Source organism: Waterburya sp. (assembly GCF_058530065.1).
Genome location: NZ_JBZNBU010000093.1, coordinates 1 through 19,482 on the forward strand (window position 1 = coordinate 1; position 19,482 = coordinate 19,482).

The following is a 19,482-nucleotide window of genomic DNA, read 5'->3' on the forward strand; positions in this document are numbered from 1 at the left end:
AAAACCAAATAGCAGTCCAGATAAAAGAGCAATTAATTTCTGTTTCATTTTCTCTAACTAATGACAAATCATGTTATCCTGCTTGACGGGACTAATATGCAATTAAGCGATCACATGATGAGTAATAAATACTGTAATAATCGCAGTAATCATAAAGGTAATTACCGCAATTAGAGAGCGGAATGATAATCTACCCAAGCCACAAACACCATGACCACTGGTACAACCATTTCCCATCCGCGTACCGACACCGACTAGAAAACCGCCAACAATCATGGCTACTGGTGCAAAAGAAGATACAGGGGTAGGTTCTGAGGCAAAAATATATTCATAAATCAAACCACCTCCCAGCATCCCTGCGATAAACAGCCACCGCCAATTCTCTTCTGACTTGAATTTGATTGCACCATTGACCATGCCACTAATACCAGCAATCCGACCATCAAAAGCCAGTAGAATAGTTGCACTCATTCCAATCAGCATCCCACCAATTAAAGCTGCAATCCAATTAACTTCTGCCATAATAAATATTATAATATTTACATTTGATTAAACAACTAGATAGTTATATACTAACATTAGTTTCTTGAAAATAGTAAGGAAGGTAAAATGCCACGGGAAGTAGGAGATCGTTATGTCTGCGAAAAGTGCGGAGCCCAGCTTGTGTATGAGAAGCCTTGCCCCTGTCCAGAAGGTATGCCTCATTCAGAGATTTGCTGTGGAGAACAGATGAAGCTGATGCCAAAACAGACGACCGCCAAGACAGGTAAAAATTGAGTGTTATAGCCCTAATATTGCTGTCCGCACCTTCGGACAGCACGGAAAACAAGTGTGATATCTTTATTTTTCTAACTCTTCACCTGCTGCTTTCCAACCGACGACGCGCCCTGACTGCACAGGAAGTTCCACCAGCCATTCAACCCAGGATAAAAAGACGCTTATTTTTCCATGGTCATAGTTTGCGATTGAAAAGCTAATACGAACTCGCTCTCAATCTATCTTAAGCAGCAGCAGTTTTAGAAATAGGTAATGATGAGGCATCGCCCAAACCGAACACGTTGGAATAGCGATTAAGTAGTCGTGCCAAATTAATTGACTAGTGAAGGATAGGTAGCAGGTAGTAGGTAGTAGCACCTAATCCCCCCGTCTCCTAGTCCCGTCTTCGCGGGATAATATCTCCTAGTCACCCAGTCTCCCAAATGTGTAACTAATTCTGCTTAGGTACTTATGTTGTAGGGTATATTTGTGGACATCAACCCAACCTTTATCATTGGCTAGAGGGCTTTGTTTGATAAAATCGGGTGCGCTCATCGGTGGGGTGACGTGGATCATGTCGTAGTGGATGCTGACTTCTTCTACCCCGTTATCAGTAGTGACATCAAAAAAAGCTTCTGGGGTATCGGCTTTAATTTCTTTGAGATTATGACCGAATCTGGTGGTTATTCCCCGCTTGGCAATAGATTGGAATGATAACGAAGTGCTAGAGAAAGATCGGGTGCATTTTAACTACGATGCCTTCGGCTAGCTGAGTCCTTCGGACTTGCTTCGCAACCGCAATCACAATTTTGACCATAATTAAGTCAATTGATGTTATTTTGTGCCCAAAAATTCGATTTTGTTTAACGCTTTTAAAGCTTGCATATCAAGGTTTGCATAAATTGTTTAACCGAGTCCTTCTTATCAACTGACTTTTGAGCTTAACTTATCACCAATAATTAATAACCATTAGAAATTTTTAATAATATTTTGACGGGGATTGAATTGTTCTAATTCCTGTAACTTTTGATATAACTCCTTCTCTTCAGGAGTAATTTCTTTGGGGGCAACAATTTGAATTTCTACTAGCTGATCGCCTCTTTCTCCCGATTTATCAAAATAACCTTTATTTGCCAAGCGCAATCTTTGACCCGATCGCACTCCTTGGGGAACGGTTACTTTAACCAAACCATCAATGGTAGGAACTTCGATCGCGCTACCTAAAATTGCTTCTGTGGGGGTAACGGGAATTTGACAGTAAATATTACCCCCTTGTATTTCAAAGAAGGGATGGCGAGCGACAGTAATTTTAAGATATAGATCGCCCCCTTGAATGCCCTGTCCTCTGAGACGGATGCGTTGACCGTTAAACATCCCAGGAGGCATCTCTACCTCTAGAGATCTACCATCTTCCAAGCGGATTTTACGTTTTCCGCCCCGATAGGCTTCATCTAAGCCAATGGTTAATTTAGCCTCAATATCGCGACGCTGGGGGATTACCCTTTCTCGTTTAAATCTACCAGGGCGATCGTCACTTACAGGTACTCGATCGGGACGAGGACGAGTGGCAGTAGGTCTTGTGGGTCTACGACCGTTATTATTATTACCCCGTCCAAAATTACCAATAAAGCTCTTCTTCAAAGACTGGTCGTATTGAACTCTTCTGGTTTGGTCTGATAATACTTCGTAAGCTTCATTAATGTCTTTGAACTTTTCTTCAGCAGCTTTGTTTCCCAGATTGCGATCGGGATGATATTTAATAGCCAGGTTACGATAAGCCCTTTTTATTTCGTTACTGGGGGCATTTTTATCAACCCCCAACATTTCATAATAATTACGCGTTTGGTTCATTTATCATTCAGCATCTAGCATTTAATATTATTCAGCATTCAACATTTAACACTCAGTATTTTTCGATGTCTAATGTTTAATGATTAGAACCATTCATCGTCTTCATCATCCCAGTCATCATTATAGGGAGTATTGCGCGGTGCGTTGCGATCGCGATAGCGGTCTTGAGGGGGATAATCATCTCGACCCCGACGGGAGTTTCTCGAAGGCTCTCTTCTGGGGGCATAGGGATCGGTGTTGCTATAAGGATCGTCATAACTAGGACGGCGATCGCGATCTCTGGGATCGTCGTATCCTCTTTCGGTCGGGCGAGAGCGATCGCCATAATCATCATAGCCCCGATCTGGACGACGAGAGCGGTCATCATAGCTTCCACCGTAATCGTTATTGCCAGGACGACGGGGTTGATTATTATAACCTCCACCATAGTCATTGTTGTAGTCGTTATATCCTCCCCCAAGATTGCCACTGCGCCCAGGAGGGGTACTATAAGGATCGCGACTACCACCGCCATAGTAGTCAGTTTGACGGGGATCGTAGGAATAATCTTCAGTTACATAATTATCATCATCATCCCCCAAGAAAGTTTTACGAATTGCCCCAAGGAAGTCGTCGTCGTCTTCATCGTCATATTGCAGTCTGATTTCTCGGTTTAGTTCGTAAAGAGTGTCTTGCAAGTCTGCTTCTGCCCGATCCAAAGTACGTTCGTCGTTTTCTTCTAGACTTTTTAAAATCTCCTCGCACAAAACATCGATGCGACGACGGTAATAGCTGGCGAATTGACTGCCAAAATCGAGGGTTACTTCTTTTAGCTTACGCTGCGCCCTGTCAGTTAGAGCTTTGGCGCGGTTGCGTTTTTCGACTCTTTCCCGTTTTGCCCTGTCTTCCTGGGCGAATTCTTCAGCTTCTTTGATCATGCGATTGATTTCGCTATCGCTGAGGGTGGAAGCACCCGAGACAGTGATTCCCTGTTCTCGACCAGTGGTTTTGTCTCTGGCAGTAACTTGTAAGATGCCATTGGCATCAATATCAAAAGATACTTGAACTTGAGGCACTCCCCTAGGGGCGGGAGGAATGCCTGTCAGTTTAAACCGACCTAATGATTTATTGCCACTTGCCATTTCCCTCTCCCCTTGCAAGACGTGAATTTCTACTACGGTTTGATTATTTTCTGAAGTGGAGTAAATATCAGAACGACGAACGGGAATAGTCGTGTTGCGAGGAAGAAGTTTGTTCATCACACCTCCAATGGCTTCTAAGCCCAAAGATAAAGGAGTCACGTCTAACAGCAAAATATCCTTAACTTCGTTGGTCATGATGCCCGATTGAATTGCCGCACCAATAGCCACGACTTCATCGGGGTTAACGTTTTGGTTGGGTTCGAGGTCGATATAATTGCGGACTAGATCCTGTACCATGGGAATGCGGGTCGAACCGCCCACCAAAACTACTTCGTCAATATCCATAGGACTAATTCCCGCGTCAGAAATAGCTCTTTTGAGAGGACGACGCAAGCGAGCGACTAAATCGCCACAAAGTTCTTCAAATTTTGCCCGATTGAGTTTTAATTCAATATGTTTTGGGCCATTTTCATCGGCAGTAATGAAGGGTAGGTTAATTTCAGTGGTGGGAAGTTTGGATAGTTCGATTTTGGCTTTTTCTGCTGCTTCGGTGAGTCTTTGTAGGGCTTGACGATCGCTTTTTCTCAAGTCAATACCTTCTTGTTTGAGAAATTCTTCTGCCAGCCAATCTACAATTCGGCGATCAAAATCGTTGCCTCCCAGTTGAGTATCGCCACTGGTGGATCTAACTTCAAAGACACCCTCGCCAATATCTAACACCGAGACATCAAAAGTTCCACCCCCCAAGTCAAAAACCATAATTGTTTGGGGACGACGGCGATCTAAACCATAAGCTAGGGCTGCTGCGGTGGGTTCGTTGATAATCCGCAATACCTCTAACCCTGCAATCCGTCCCGCATCTCTAGTAGCTTGTCTTTGGGAGTCGTTAAAATATGCCGGTACGGTAATTACTGCTCCAGTGATTTCTTCTCCCAAATAACGTTCTGCTTCTTCAGCTAATTTGCGGAGAATCATTGCCGAAACTTCTTCAGGGGCAAATTCTTTTTTTAGCTTGGGACAGCGAATTTTAATGTTGCCTAATTCGTCCCTTTTGATGGTGTAAGGGACTCTTTTGGATTCTGGTTGTAGTTCGGCATACTGACGACCCATAAATCTCTTGACACCATAAAAAGTGTTCTCTGGATTTAAAACGCTTTGTCGCCTGGCGAGTTGTCCGACTACCAAATCTCCATCCTTATTAAAGCCAACTACAGAGGGGGTAGTTCGCATTCCTTCTGAATTGGCAATTACTATAGGCTTTCCGCCTTCCATAACGGCGACTACGGAATTAGTTGTTCCCAAATCTATGCCGACTACTTTTCCCATGCGTGCAATGGTCTCCTAGAATCGTTCCCCAAAATATATATCTTACGAGCTTTTAATTCGTTTCGCTGTCTTAACACAATATAATAGGCTTTTATTTATTGTCTCAAGTTTACTTCAATCAAAACCAATCAATTATCTAACCCCATAACTATAATTTTTAATTCATACCTATTTTAACTACCATGATCTATTTAGACTCGGCACTAATAGAAGAAGTTCAAGCAGCCAGAGAAATGGGCTGGGTAACAGGAGTTACCACCAATCCTACTTTACTGAACAAAACTAACCTCGATCCTGAAGTTTGTCTCAAACAATTAACCGAGATTTGCCCTGGAGAATTATATTATCAATTATGCGCTACAGATTTTACAGGAATGGTAGCAGAAGCTAGAAAAGCTCAAGAAATTATTGGCGACAAAATTGTTTTAAAAATACCCGCTACTGAGTTGGGTTTTAGGGTGACGGCTCATCTTGCTTCAGAAATAGCTTGTTCGGTTACCGCGATTTATAGTCCTACCCAAGCTGTGGTTGCCTCCGAAGCAGGAGCAAAATATGCGATCGCTTACGTCAACCGCGCTACTAGGCTTTTAGGGGATGGAGTGGGTTTAGTTCGAGAAATGGCAGCAATTTTAAGTAATAGCGAGACTCAGATTTTGGCAGCCAGTCTGAAATCTCCCGAAGAAATTTCCGCTACCCTCCAAGCTGGGGCTGATGTGATTACAGTACCTATGTCCGTACTTAAAGCCATGACTACCAACGAGTTATCAGAAAAAACTGTAACGGAATTCTTAGATAAGGGAATTGGAATTAACCTGGTTTAATTGGGAACCTGAGTTTGGGATAAAAAAGTTGCTCGAAGAGAATAGTTATTACTCGACTTGATCAAAAAAACTGGAGCTTTTTAAAACTGCAATAACTCAAGTTGGTAGTTATCTGGAGTTGGTTCTACTTGCCAAATCAAAGATTCTCCAGGTTCTAAATCTACATCGATAAATAAAGACGATACTGGTTCGATAGCCTTGTCTTCATTACCTTCAAAAGACTTTAAATCTTCTGTCAGCAATCTTAAAATAATACCAGGTAGAATGACACAACCAGGAGTTACGCAGCATAATTCAAATCGCCACGAACCAGCTTCTGCTAAAGGAATAACTCTAAGTTCGTAGGGTTGACTGGCGATCGCAATTTTTTTCGCCAAACCAGAAGCAGAAACATTTTTTGCTTCTATAACCGCACCCCTAGCACCAACCATATCGGGAGCAAGTTCGATTTGTCTCCAGCCAAATTCAGCTGCGGTATTTGCCATTTCTTGCTTGAGCCACTGAAGAACGGGAGTCTTACTAGCTTCACCGCGACGTTGGGCTGCCAAACGACCGCATAAAGAAGGATTTTGAATTAGACCAGCCCAAGTTGGAAAAGGAACTGCTAATCTGGGCAATAGTTGCGAGGTATCGCCCAAACGTTGAATTAAATTTTCTGCTCGACTGGCTTCTAGTTCGGCAATTGACTCCACTTCTACTTGAGTTGTTTCTTCAGGACATAATTCTCTAGCAACCCAAAGAACATCAAGATCGGTAATTAATTCGTCATCGTTCAAGCTATAGGTGCGATCGCTATAATTCAAACTCCCTTGTTCTTTAAGTTTTTGATGAGTAGCATACCCCCAAACGCGGAGATAGCCGCTATCAAGACTCACTTGAACTGCAAGATAGTAATCTGCTTGAAACTGAGGGATATCTACCCATTCTTGGGGTACGCGCAACTCCCTTAAGTCTTCTGCTTCGCTGGGAATTAAAACTATTTTTGCTCCCGAGCTATCGATTTGAGTACCATTAACCAATTCCCAAAGATTTCTTTGCACGTTCTTATCTAACCCTGCTTTGGCAGTGGCATCTTCTTCTGCTTGCAACCAGGGCAAAAAAGCATCTAGAGCAACTCGGTTTAAATATTGCTGCCAGCGACTGGCAGGATTTCCTCCCTTAAGACTTTGCTGCCAAGCGCGGTCTAAAGTCTTGGAGTCGAGTTGTAAAACTAATTGAGTGGGGTTAAATAAGGTTTGGTTGATTGAGGTCATTGGGGTACTCCTGAAGGTGTTGATTGGGTTCTGCTCATTCTTGGTTGCCGTAATACCCAGCCAACCATTCTTCTAATAATGAACTGATGTTGTCGAGTACGTCCGATGTCAAAGTAATATGCATTGTCTCCCTAGTCCATTTTGCTAACTCTTTGAGCAATGCTTTGCGGGCGCGGGCTAGTTGACGAGAAATAGTATATTGTTGGGTGTTTAATTCTTTGGCAATTTCTGCTTGTTTTAGTCCTAGGGAATAATAGAGTTCTAATAACTTTTGCTCTTCTGGTTTGAGTTGTTCGATGGTGGCGACCAAAAATTGCCCGATATCGCTCTGTTGTTGGCTGCGTTGCTGGGCATCTTCATCAGCAATCATATCGCTCAACAAAGATTCGTCAACCTCCCCTACGATAGAATCGACAATTTCTCCCGATTCGTATCCTGGTTTGGGTTGATTGATAGAAGTGACATTAGGAAATAAATGAGCGCGAGCCGCTTTGACGCAGACCAACATCCATTTTTCCATATTTTCGGCAGTAGCTCGCTCTCTAGGAGTCGTTAGCGATCGCTCTTGATGGAAGAGATTGGCGATCGCAGTCCAAGTTTCTGGTTCTGGTTTGGGCAATTTACGGGTCGAACTGCCCCTTTCTGGTACGTAGATAGTTTTAAAACAATTCCAGGCTAGAACATATTCTTCGATAACTTCTGGATCTAGCCCCGCATCTGCTAAAGCTTCACTAATTCTTTTTTGGCTTAACTTGCGCAATAGCGACCAATCAGAACAAATATCAATTTCTCGTTTTTGTCTGAGGAGTTCTCGAATTAAATTACCAAAAGTGATACTGGCATAACTTTTAAGATTAAAACCCCGCTCGCGATCGAATCCTTTGAGGACTTTATCAATTCCTGCGATCGCTACCTGAAAACAATCAGACACTGTATATTGAGTACTGGTAAAACCAGTAATAGTTTTAGTTGAAGACCAGTAGCAAATTTCCTGCAAATAAGCAGCTAAATGTTCTCTAGCCAAACTTTGCGGTTGTTCCTGCCAGATTTTATGCCAATATAAGACCCAAAAATTTTCCGAACTTTCCGCAGATATTGTAGTCAAACATTGTTTCATACTGCGACGCAAGCGATTATCTATCGCCCAGCTACTAAAGCGATCGCAATCAAATTGAATAAAAGTAGAAAAAACTTGAACTGTGTCTTGGCGAGGGAGCATTAATAAACCCGACGATAAAAAATTTATAAAGAAAGTATCGTTAACTCTCTACTCAAAATACTACAAAATCTTAGTTTATCGATAGTATTCTTTTAAGCTTTTATTTGCTTTACCTAGCTAAATCTAAGAAATTGTAATTCTTACAATCGTTGATTTGTCTTGAAAATCAACATAACTTTATTAATATTTTTAAATGCTTACTTGTTACTCGCTAGTTGTAGTTAACCTGTGATACATTTTTGTTTGAAGCTAATGAGAAATTAAATATAAAGAAATAACTCGATAACTCTCTTTAATATAAGATTAATTTTTCCGCAAAGATATTGCAAAAAAGCTTTTGAGGCAGTAAAAATTTTAAACAAAACTCTAAATCTAAAACTGCCCGAACGCGAAAGCATAGATCGTACATTTCAATCTTTAAAATAAATTCTGTACAGAAACGCAATGGCTGGTAATTATTCCAACAGAACAGTAGTCAACACGAGTCCTTATATCGAGCTAGACAATCAAGGTAAAAAAGAAATCTTAAATTTGAGAGATGGCGTAAATTTTTTGGGACGAGATCCTGGTTGGGCAAACATCCAAACTCCTCAAGACTGGAATGTGGTCTCCCGCAAACAAGCAACTATCGAGCAAGAGGGTAATGGTTTTCGGATTTATGATGGCGATCGCAACAGCCAAAAACCCAGTGGCAATGGTATCTTTCTCAATCAATCTCGGATCAATCTGACAGAGGGCTATCTGCTCAAAAATGGCGAACAACTCCATATAGGTCAAGATCCGCGCTATCAGATTTCCTTGACTTATTTTAATCCCAGGCTGGGTGAAATGAGCATTCCCAGGGTTCGCAAATTGAGTCTTAAAGGCTTGCAGAATTGGCCTGTAGAGTTAGGCAGATCTCCCAATTCTCAAAATACCGCTTCTATGGAATTGGACGCGCCTACAGTATCCCGCCTGCACGCTACGATTAATCCCGATGGCAAGGGCGGTTACGTCTTAAAAGACAACAACAGCAGCAACGGAACTTTTGTTAATGGCAATCGTATTGAAAAGTCTTGCACTCTAACTAAAGACGATACGATTCAAATCGGTCCTTATGTGTTGCTGTTTACAGGGGAGTCTTTAGAATTAACCAACGCTACCAGCCAGATTCGGGTTGACGCTCACAAGTTGAACTTTAATGTCAAAGACAAAAAAGGTGCGACTTTTACCATCCTCAATGACGTTTATTTGGTTTTAGAACCAGGACAACTGGTAGCATTTGTGGGGGGTAGTGGTGCTGGTAAATCCACTTTGATGAAAGCTTTATTGGGTATTAACCCCATTACTTCGGGTAACGTTTATTTGAATGGAGACAATCTCCGCAAAAATTGGCCCGTATATCGCTCTCAAATTGGCTACGTCCCTCAAGATGACATTATTCACCGCGAGCTAACCGTAGAGGAAGTTTTGCGTTCTGCCTGTCAATTACGTTTGCCTCCCGATACTGATATTGACCAAGTAATTACCAATACCCTCGAACAAATCAAGCTGTCTCACGTCCGCAATACTCTAGTTTCGCGATTGAGTGGCGGACAGCGCAAGCGAGTCAGTATCGGGGTGGAATTACTGGCAGATCCCAAACTATTCTTTTTAGACGAACCTACTTCAGGACTCGATCCTGGTTTGGATAAAGAGATGATGCAGTTATTGCGAGAGCAAGCAGATCGCGGTAGAACTATTGCCCTGGTAACTCATGCCACAGACAACATCAAAATTTGCGATCGCATTGCCTTTATGGGTTTGGGGGGAAGTTTGTGCTTTTATGGTCCTCCTGAAGAAGCTTTACCCTTTTTCCAAAGATATGCGGGTAACTTTGAAGACGAACATTTTGATGGTTTTGCCGATATTTATATCGAACTTAATAAAGGCAAAAATAAAGAAGCGATCGCTGAAAGAGTCCGTTATTGGTCGGAAAAATTTGCCATATCCCCCGAATATAAATCCTACATTCAAAACTCTCTTTCTCCTGGCAAGGAAAACCAACAAGCGGCAAAATCCAATAGCACCAAGACGGGCATTTCACCCATCGCTCAACTCTCCTTACTCTGCAACCGTTATTGGAAATTAGTTAGTCGCGATCGCACTAGTTTAATTTTAAATCTTCTAGCAGGACCTATTACCATTGCCTTGACTGGTTTGCCGTTGAAAAATGAACAGCCCCTCAAGGTGCTGGAAGAGCCAGGAATTACTCAAGGTTCTCTAGCTTTAAGATTGCTATTTATTTTTAGCTGCGTGGCAATCTGGATCGGACTATCTAACTCAATACGCGAAATAGTTAAAGAAGGTGCGATCTATTTTCGCGAGCGTCTGCTCAATCTGAGGCTGTTGCCTTATTTAAGCTCTAAACTATTTATTCGCGGCGGTTTGGCTTTCGCCCAAACTTTGTTAATTTCCATTATCGTACTGCTAATTTTTGACGCTCCTGAATCGGCATTAATTCCTTGGTCTTTAGGCTTTTTTATCACTACTTTTTTAACCCTCTTAGCCAGTACTAGTTTGAGTTTGATGCTGTCGGCATTTGTTAAAACCGAAAACGAAGGCAATGGTATTTTGCCTCTGATTATGATTCCTCAGATCATTTTTTCGGGGGTATTATTCAGCCTCGAAGGTTGGTCGGGCAAACTTTCTTGGTTGATGCTTTCTCGTTGGTCAATTGGTGCCTATGGTTCTTTGGCTGATGTTAATGCAATGGCTCCTCAACCCAATCCAGTTTTAACCCAAGCAATCATCGATGATATCTTCAAAGCTTCTGATGTTTATAGTCCCACTTGGATTAATTTAGGTCTGAACTGGGGAGTTTTACTAGCTCACACTTTGATTTATGCTACGGTAGCTTTGATTGTCTTGCGTCGTAAAGATATTTTTTAGTTTTATTAACGATGTCGGGCAAAAACCACTGTGTCTAGTACCTAACGCACCATGACCCTTAGAGGAGAACAATTAACTCTTAGCTGTATTGGTAAGCGGGTTAAGTTAATCCTTAACGTGCCAAATTATTTTAGAGAAATCTACGAAACTTGGGATTTTAGAGGGGCAACAGTTACTTATACTAAGCAGACAAGACAGTTCTGGGTACGACTGGTTTTTGAACATCCCGACCCAGAAAAACTAGAGCATGGCGACGTACAAGGCATAGATAGAGGACTCTATCATCTCTGCTCTACCCACGATGGTAAATTTTTCTCCTCGAACAAAATTAGGGCTACTCAAAGACGTTACTTATACAATCGAAAACAGTTACAGCAAAAAGGCACTCGTTCGGCTAGACGTAGATTAAAAGCTATGTCTGGACGCGAGAAGCGGTTCATGCGAGATGTTAACCATTGTGTAAGTAAACAGTTAGCCAATCAACCAGAATATCGGATATTTGCTCTTGAAGACTTATCAGGAATACGCAATCAGAGACGAGGCAAAAAGCTTAATAAATGGTTGTCTAGCTGGTCATTTTCGCAATTAGAATTTTTCTTAGGTTACAAAAGTGTAGCTTTGGGGAAAGAAACTGCTTTTGTAGATGCCAGATATACTTCACAGCGATGCAGTAGATGTGGGAATACTAATCGGGCTAATCGTAAAAAGTCTAGATTTCATTGCCGATCCTGCCATTTTCAGGAACATTCTGACATAAATTCGGGACTTAATATTCGAGATAACTATTTCCTTTCCTCTACCAATCGGTCGGAGGAACAGGCTGTTGTCAATCAGCCCATCGTGACAGCTTCGCGCTAGTTACAAGCGACGCGGGCTTGTCCCCGTTGTAATTGACGTCTCATAAAGTGGAATTGCTTGGTATATTCATCATTAATTCCTATATGTAATCTTAAAAACTACTTGTGTAGATATTTTTGAGAAATTTGCTAACCTCTACTTGGCAAAAATTCTGCTTGGTTTTTATGGTCAATAACTATAATTTTGACTCGATTTAACCAAATAAAACCAAATTATCTCTCTTTGGCTAAAAAAAAGAAATCTTGTTTTTAGTGTTTTACAATACCATATCAGTATTTTCTACTAGAATTTTTAACCTTTTTCTGCATTCTTAATGAAGCTAGTATAAAGGGATAGATAGTTTTAAGATAAGCGATTGACAGTAAGGCAAACACTGAGTTATACATTTATCTATGACTTAAGTATATTCCCTTAATTAGAAATACTTAGTTATTATTATGTAGATATTATTAATATTTTTGGAAGCTCAATCATTGTCTGAAACCTTGATTAAATCATAGATAAAACAGTAAGACGATCGCACTAATTTATATAAGCAAGGGATTGAACTACTGAAATTTTAACGATCTGATTCTGAAGACACCACTAAATCGAAAAGCAAGTTTATGTTAGACAAGTTTTCTAGCCCTCCAGATTACAAAATAGGTAAAAGCTATTTAGGTAATGAAATAGCTGGTAATAGAGATCTCCGCTCTCCTGGCTATATCAAGCTAGCTGGTAAAGAACTATCATACAGATCGAAAATAGTTATATTGGTAATTTTAGATAGTATTGCTCTTTGGTTGGGGTGGTCTGTAGCCTATGCTCCAAGCTGGCAAGATTTCAATCTTAATATTATGAGACCAAACTCAGAAATATCTAGTTTATTCTCAACTGTATTAGTATTTACTATCTTCCTTTTTTCAGCTTTCGATCTCTATCGTAAAGGTGATAGAAGTAGAAATATTTTTAGTTCGATTAAAGCTGTTTTTTTGTCTCATTTAGCCGTAGTGCCAATCGTACTCAAATTTTACGATCGAGGCATCATTGAAGAGTTAGTAGTGGCAGCTTTATTGACCACTACTTTAATTGTTTTTCAGCGTACTACTCTTAATTGGATTTGGGCATACGTACGCCAAAAACACACACCTCTGAGGCAAAAAATTCTGTTAATTGGTAATCTAGAAGAATTAAACAGATCGAAACTTCTTTTAGAAAGTAGTGAAGTATTTCAGATCGCTGGACAGCTAGATTTATCAGATTTTGACGATGAAGAATCTCTATTCTTGGCTTTAGATCGAGTCAATGTCAATGAACTAGATGAAGTTTTTATCTGTTCTTGGGAATCAATCAAAGGATCGGCCAGTCTCTATTGGAAACTGCGTACTCTTGGGGTAAATTGGCGTATTTTGCCAATTAATTTCAAACTGCCCGAACGACCAACAGAAATAGATACTATCATCGGCGTGCCAACGATCCGACTCGCTCATTCAGCGATTGTGGGAATTGATTTCTTTAGCAAGCGGGTGTTCGATATTATGGTTTCGTTAATAATTTTGGCGATCGCAGGTATTCCCATGCTAATTATTGCTGCTTTAATCAAGTTAGGCTCTCCTGGTTCTATTTTATACAAACAGACCAGGGTTGGTCTTAAGGGAAATCATTTTCAGATTTGGAAATTTCGGACTATGGTCGAAAACGCCAGTGAATTACAGCAGCAACTCGAAGCTCAAAACGAAGTACAGGGAGGAATTTTATTTAAAATCAAAGACGATCCTCGAATTACTAAAGTAGGTAAATATTTGCGACGTTACAGTCTGGATGAATTACCTCAAATATTTAACGTACTTCGGGGTGAAATGAGTTTAGTCGGACCTCGTCCTTTACCCGTAAGGGATGTTGCCAAGTTTGCTGAAGATCATTATTTCCGTCAAGAAGTTTTACCAGGCATTACTGGTTTGTGGCAAGTTAGCGGTCGTTCTGATACAGATTCAGATGGGCTATTCAATCTAGACTTTGAATATATAGAGAATTGGTCTTTAAAACTAGATTTTAAAATTCTCTTGCAAACAGTCCAGGTGGTTTTTCGCGCCAAAGGTGCTTATTAAATTTCAAAATAAAAATCTTGGAGAGAAAGGGATTTGAGGTTTATCTTATGGTTGCGCTCTTTTTTATTCGCATCTAGTCTGATTTCCTCATCAAGATTGGAACTAGTCTACTCATCTTTCTCTTGGGTTACCAGCCAAAACTCGAATTAGCAATCGAAATCAAGCTAGATTCCCATAATTGACCGATATATAGTTCATCATAAGCATAAATTTCATTATCAATATAGTAAGTTCATCAGTTAAGATTTATGGATTCCAACTTACATCTAGAAGAATATATAGACTTTAATCGCTATTGGCAAGTTCTCAAACGTCGCTGGGAACCAGCGACGGCGACTTTCGGTGGAATCTTAGCTATTTCCTTGATTGCAGCCTTGACTTCGGAAAAAGTCTATGAAGCAGAGGCTCAACTACAAATTAAACCCGATAATACAGAAAATGTCTTAAATATTCAAGGGGTTCAAGGTAAAGATGAAACCAGAGTTTTAGATACTAAAGATCCTTTAGAAACCGAAGCTAAAATTTTGCAATCTCGCCCTATTGTCGAAAAGCTGATTGACGAATTGGAGCTAAAAAATGACAAAGGTAAAACTTTAACTTACAAAAACGTAATCAAAAATCTACAAATAGAACCCGTCATTGGCACGGAACTATTGCGAGTTAGCTATGCCGATCCCGATCCTGATGTGGCGGTTGCTTTTGTCGATCGCGCCATCGAAATTTATCGAGATGATTATGCTTTATTTAGCCGTAGAGAAGCCGAAAAAGCTCGCAATTTTCTCGAAGCACAACTGCCCAAAGCAGAAGAGAATGTCAGACAAGCAGAAGAAGAACTACGCCTATTTAAAAATCGCAATCGCGTGCCAGACATCGATGGTATAACTACTACGACGATCGATTCCCTTGCCCAAGTTGAGGGGCAAATCCAACAGTCAGAAGCACAATTAAAGGATGTTAACGCTAAATTTAATCGCTTGGGATTGCAATTGGGCATGACTTGGCAAGAAGCCTCGGCGGTGAGTGCCCTGAGCGAATCTGCTAGCGTCCAAAGAGTTCTAGAGCGATTGCAAGAAGTTAAAGTCTTACTAGCTCAAAGAACGAATTACCTATCTGACAACGCACCTCAAGTAGTTCGTCTCAAACAAGAACAGGCCGATCTTAATGCTCTACTGGAAACAGAGATTAGCAACACTTTAGGCAGCCAGCAAAGCAACCTAGCTAGCAAAATTAATATTCTTGGTTTGGGCGGATTAAAACAAGCTCAACTAGCAAACTATGCTGAATTGGGACTGCAAAAAGAAGGATTGGAGCAAAGGTTAACATCCTTGAGACAAACCTATAATGCTTATCAAAGTCGTTCTGATAATCTACCTCAATTACAGCAGCAGCAAAGAGAGCTGCAACGAAAAGTAGAAGCTGCTCAGAAAAATTTCAACACTCTCCTCGCTAGAAAGCAGGAAGTAGACGTTTTAATCGATAAAGACAACGATAAAGTTCGTGTGGTAGCCAATGCAGCTTTAGCAGAAGACCCCGTCAACCCCGATGGTAAAGTGATTGTGGCAGCAGGAGCAATGATGGGTGCTTTGTTTGGCATGGCTTTAGCCTTCTTACTAGATTTAAAAGACAACACCATCAAAAACAGTCAAGAAGTAGAGGAGATGTTTGCCTATCCCCTACAGGGTATTGTACCCAAGTTAAGTTTAAATCCTGAAGGCGGTCAACTACAGTTACCTGGTTCGGCAACAGCCAATTTACCAGAGCAAGTTGTCACCGACGTTTCGATGATGCCTTTAAGAGAAGCTTACCAAAACATTCAAGTCAATCTTAAGCTTTTAGATAGCAATACAGAGCAAAAAGCGATCGCGATTACTAGTTCTGTTCCCCAAGAAGGTAAATCTTCTGTAGCAGCCAATTTAGCTGTAGCTCGCGCTCAATGCGGTCAAAGAACTTTGCTAGTGGATGCCGATTTGCGCCGTCCGACTCAACATCATATCTGGGAAATTTCCAATCAATTTGGTTTGAGCGACGTTCTTCAAAGAGAAACTCAATGGGAAGAGGCGATTCAAAACGTTATGCCCAATCTGGATGTTCTGACATCGGGAAGTATCCCAGAACATCCTATTACTTTGCTCGATTCTCCTGCGATGCAAGCTTTCATTGATAGCGCATCCAGACATTACGATCGCATTATTTTTGATACTCCTCCGATTATTGGTATCGCCGATACGAAAATTATTGGCAGATTAATCGACGGATTCTTATTTGTCGTCCGTCCTGGAATTGCTGACTACGACAGTGCTAATGCAGCCAAGAAGATGCTCGAAGTTACTGGTCAGAAAGTATTGGGGGTAATTGTTAATGGGGCAGACATGAATAATGAGCCTTACTACTACAATAACTACTACTACGCAGAGAAACACGGCAATTAAAGGCTAACAATTTGATATTGGTTAATCGGTCGGGTATTTGGTTCGAGTAATGAAAAATTATGCGGATTGAATACCCGATATTATTAACCAAACTGTCTTGGAATAGTTGCCAGTCGCCAATAATTATACAATTTTAGAATTTATTATAAAAACTTAAATCAAGCTCAGAACTTTGGTGTTCTTGAGAGTCAATAATAGAATGAATGGGACTTAAATCCAGTTAATAAGCATGAATATCGATCGCACGAGTATCCCAACCAAAAATTTTTCCAGAAAAAAGAAAATTTCCATTAGACCTTTTGAACAGGTCTTTTCGATAATGGCTTTAATGTTATATTCTCACTGTTTCTATCCCATTATTTTAGGCAATACAGTAGGGAAAGGAGATATTGATAGTCCTCTTTTACGAATGGTTTATATCCTAATTTATTTTGTTACTTTAGGACTTTTAACTTTTCGCTGGCAAAGAACTTTAGCCTTTATCACTAGCAATAAATGGCTGCTATTTGTCATTGGTCTGTCTATTGTTTCGGTATCTTGGTCTACCGTACCCCATGTTTCTTTTCGGAAGGTCATTGCGGTCATGGGAGCGAGTATGTTTGGTGTTTACCTTGCTTCTGGCTATAGTTTTGAAGAACAATTAAAAATCTACAGGTGGACTTATGGCATCGCTCTAGTTTTTAGTTATATTTTTGCTCTGGCTTTACCTGAATATGGAATCATGAATACTGATGCTATTGTTGGTGCTTGGCAGGGAATTTTTCCTCATAAAAATGGCTTGGGAGAAAGTATATTTGTCGGTTTTTTGGCATTTTACTTTTCTTTTATCATTACTACCAATTCTCGCCAGAAAAGATTTTTTCAAGTCTTCTGTTTATTATCTGTATTATTGATTTACTTTGCAGAGTCTGCAACTTCTTTAATGAGCGTTGTCTTTATTTTTTTGATAGCTCAAAGTTTAAAAAGATTGTCTTTAAAATCCAAAAAAAGTGTTTTGTTTGTTTTAGTATTCTTAATACTTAGCTGTTTTATGCTATTTTTCTTTATCACATATTTTGAGACATTTTTAACAGTTAATAATAGAGATATAACTCTTTCAGGTAGAACTGCTTTATGGGATACTTTATGGCAGTTTATTCGAGATAAACCCTGGTTGGGTTATGGCTATGGTAGCTTTTTCTCTGGAGAAGGCAGACAAGCAAACTTACTTTGGCAGGTACACGATTGGTCTCCCGTACACGCTCACAATGGTTACGTTCAATTAGTTTTACATATAGGATTTATTGGGTTTTCAGTATTTATTATTGGCTATTTGCTTTGTTTGTTCGATGCTTTATTCAAATATCTAACATCAAAAGATTTGCGAATGCTCTGGATATGTTTATTTTCGATTTATACTGTTTTCATGAATCTGACTGAAGTATCCTTCTTTTCTACCAATAATATTTGGATTATTGCCTTGGCATCAATCTATTCTATGAAAATCAAAACCAAGAAAATAATTGAAGCAAAAGCGATTGCATCTACTTAATTAATTCATGTCACAGAATAGATTTGCTTTAAAATTCAATAAATTCTTACAAAGTAAAACTTTAAAAAACACCCTGACAATTTTCAAATCTTTTATCTTAAGATTGGGAGTTCAAGGAATTTATTTTGTAATCTTGGCTCGTACTTTTGAGCCAGAAAGATACGGAGCTTATATCGGAATAGTTGCAATCGTTTCTATTTTTATCCCTTTTGCTAGTTTGGGAGCGGGAGAAGTTCTGATTCGGAATGTTTCTCGCGATCGCAGTTTATTTCGAGAATACTGGGGAACTACTATTCTCAAAACTCTAATTTTTGGCTCGATACTTATTTCTGGGCTGTTGATCGTTTATCGCTTCTTATCAATTCCAGGGATTTCAATTTATGCCGTATTTTTTGTCGCTTTAGCTAATCTAATCTTTTTGAGGCTCAACGATACCACCAGAGATGTCTTTATGGCAACTGGCTTGGTGAGCTACACTGCCAAATCTATTTTAATGGTTTCTCTCAATCGTTCTTTTGCCGCAGTAATGTTTTGGCTGGGCTTTGAACAGCGGACTGTTTTGACTTGGTCTATTTTATATTGTCTGGCTACTTTGGCTGCTGCGGTGATGTCTAGCTATTTAGTTGTCCGAGAAGTGGCTTGGCCCAAATTCAACTTATCCAAAGCCAGGCAAGAGATTAGATTAGGTCTTTCTTTTGCCATTGGTATTTCTGCCCAAAATATTTATAACGATCTGGATAAATCAATGCTGGCAAAATTATCTACCCTAGAAGCTACGGGTATTTATGGCGCAGCCTATCATATCTTAAGCGTGGCTTTTACTCCCATACAGTCATTAGCTTTAGTTTCCTTTAGAAAGTTTTTTCAACAAGGTGCAACAGGCATCAAGGGTAGTTTTGCCCTTTGTAAGAAACTATTACCAATGTCTTTGGGATATTCTTTGCTAGCAATTTTAGGCTTGGTAATTTGCGCCCCACTCATACCTAAAATAATTGGTGCAGAATATCAAAATTCTGCTTCTGCTTTGATCCTGCTTTCTCCGACGATCTTTTTTCGGACGATGCACTTTTTTGCTGCGGATACTTTAACAGGAGCAAATCATCAAAATGTAAGAACGATCGCTCAAGTATTAGTGGCAATTATCAACGGTATTTTGAACTTTTTATTAATTCCTAGTTATGGTTGGCATGGTGCTATTTGGGCGACTATAGCCTCAGAATTCTTGTTAATGCTTTTTCTTTGGGGTGCTATTTACAAATATTCTAAACAGTCTGCCTAAAATAGTTTCTTATTATAGATAAATATACAGAGGTAAAAAAA

Annotated in this window: 12 protein-coding genes and 1 pseudogene; 7 read left to right on the top strand and 6 right to left on the bottom strand. The window is 40.1% G+C overall.

All coding sequences use genetic code 11. The annotated features are described in order from the left end of the window. Window positions 1-102: 102 nt before the first annotated feature. From AC33VI_RS06115 to dnaK, 4 genes and pseudogenes are all read right to left on the bottom strand, one after another. Window positions 103-522, bottom strand: coding sequence for a YeeE/YedE family protein (locus AC33VI_RS06115; RefSeq protein WP_491781382.1), 420 nt, complete (start codon window positions 520-522; stop codon window positions 103-105). Window positions 523-1,227: 705 nt separating this feature from the next. Next, a pseudogene (locus tag AC33VI_RS06120) lies at window positions 1,228-1,455 on the bottom strand (NAD(P)/FAD-dependent oxidoreductase); the annotation flags it as partial. A 270-nt stretch (window positions 1,456-1,725) separates the two neighbouring features. Then, window positions 1,726-2,607 (bottom strand): DnaJ C-terminal domain-containing protein, encoded by an 882-nt coding sequence (locus tag AC33VI_RS06125; protein WP_491781383.1) that lies wholly within the window; start codon window positions 2,605-2,607, stop codon window positions 1,726-1,728. 83 nt (window positions 2,608-2,690) lie between these two features. Next, complete coding sequence (gene dnaK / locus AC33VI_RS06130; protein ID WP_491781384.1) at window positions 2,691-5,054, bottom strand: molecular chaperone DnaK; 2,364 nt, start codon at window positions 5,052-5,054, stop codon at window positions 2,691-2,693. A gap of 182 nt (window positions 5,055-5,236) precedes the next feature. On the opposite strand from dnaK, the gene AC33VI_RS06135 reads away from it, so the two are divergent. Then, window positions 5,237-5,875 carry a transaldolase family protein gene (locus AC33VI_RS06135; protein WP_491781385.1) on the top strand — a complete coding sequence of 213 codons (639 nt, stop codon included), beginning with the start codon at window positions 5,237-5,239 and terminating at the stop codon, window positions 5,873-5,875. Between the two features lie 80 nt (window positions 5,876-5,955). Here the strand turns inward: AC33VI_RS06135 and AC33VI_RS06140 are convergent, their stop codons facing one another. Together AC33VI_RS06140 and AC33VI_RS06145 are read right to left on the bottom strand one after the other, a co-directional pair. Beyond that, complete coding sequence (locus tag AC33VI_RS06140) at window positions 5,956-7,128, bottom strand: DUF1822 family protein (RefSeq protein WP_491781386.1); 1,173 nt, start codon at window positions 7,126-7,128, stop codon at window positions 5,956-5,958. Between the two features lie 34 nt (window positions 7,129-7,162). Beyond that, window positions 7,163-8,347, bottom strand: coding sequence for a sigma-70 family RNA polymerase sigma factor (locus AC33VI_RS06145; RefSeq protein ID WP_491781387.1), 1,185 nt, complete (start codon window positions 8,345-8,347; stop codon window positions 7,163-7,165). 444 nt (window positions 8,348-8,791) lie between these two features. On the opposite strand from AC33VI_RS06145, the gene AC33VI_RS06150 reads away from it, so the two are divergent. From AC33VI_RS06150 to AC33VI_RS06175, 6 genes are all read left to right on the top strand, one after another. Further along, a complete protein-coding gene (locus AC33VI_RS06150) occupies window positions 8,792-11,257 on the top strand; it encodes an ATP-binding cassette domain-containing protein (RefSeq protein ID WP_491781388.1) in 2,466 nt (821 codons plus the stop codon). A 51-nt stretch (window positions 11,258-11,308) separates the two neighbouring features. Continuing rightward, entirely contained in the window at window positions 11,309-12,115 is an 807-nt protein-coding gene (locus AC33VI_RS06155) for an RNA-guided endonuclease InsQ/TnpB family protein (RefSeq protein ID WP_491781389.1), read from the top strand. Window positions 12,116-12,720: 605 nt separating this feature from the next. Beyond that, entirely contained in the window at window positions 12,721-14,202 is a 1,482-nt protein-coding gene (locus AC33VI_RS06160) for a sugar transferase (RefSeq protein WP_491781390.1), read from the top strand. A gap of 248 nt (window positions 14,203-14,450) precedes the next feature. Further along, complete coding sequence (locus AC33VI_RS06165; protein ID WP_491781391.1) at window positions 14,451-16,631, top strand: GumC family protein; 2,181 nt, start codon at window positions 14,451-14,453, stop codon at window positions 16,629-16,631. A gap of 319 nt (window positions 16,632-16,950) precedes the next feature. Beyond that, window positions 16,951-18,162: an O-antigen ligase family protein gene (locus AC33VI_RS06170; RefSeq protein WP_491781392.1), complete on the top strand. Its 1,212-nt coding sequence runs from the start codon at window positions 16,951-16,953 to the stop codon at window positions 18,160-18,162. Between the two features lie 7 nt (window positions 18,163-18,169). After that, window positions 18,170-19,441, top strand: coding sequence for an oligosaccharide flippase family protein (locus AC33VI_RS06175; protein ID WP_491781393.1), 1,272 nt, complete (start codon window positions 18,170-18,172; stop codon window positions 19,439-19,441). Window positions 19,442-19,482 lie beyond the last annotated feature (41 nt).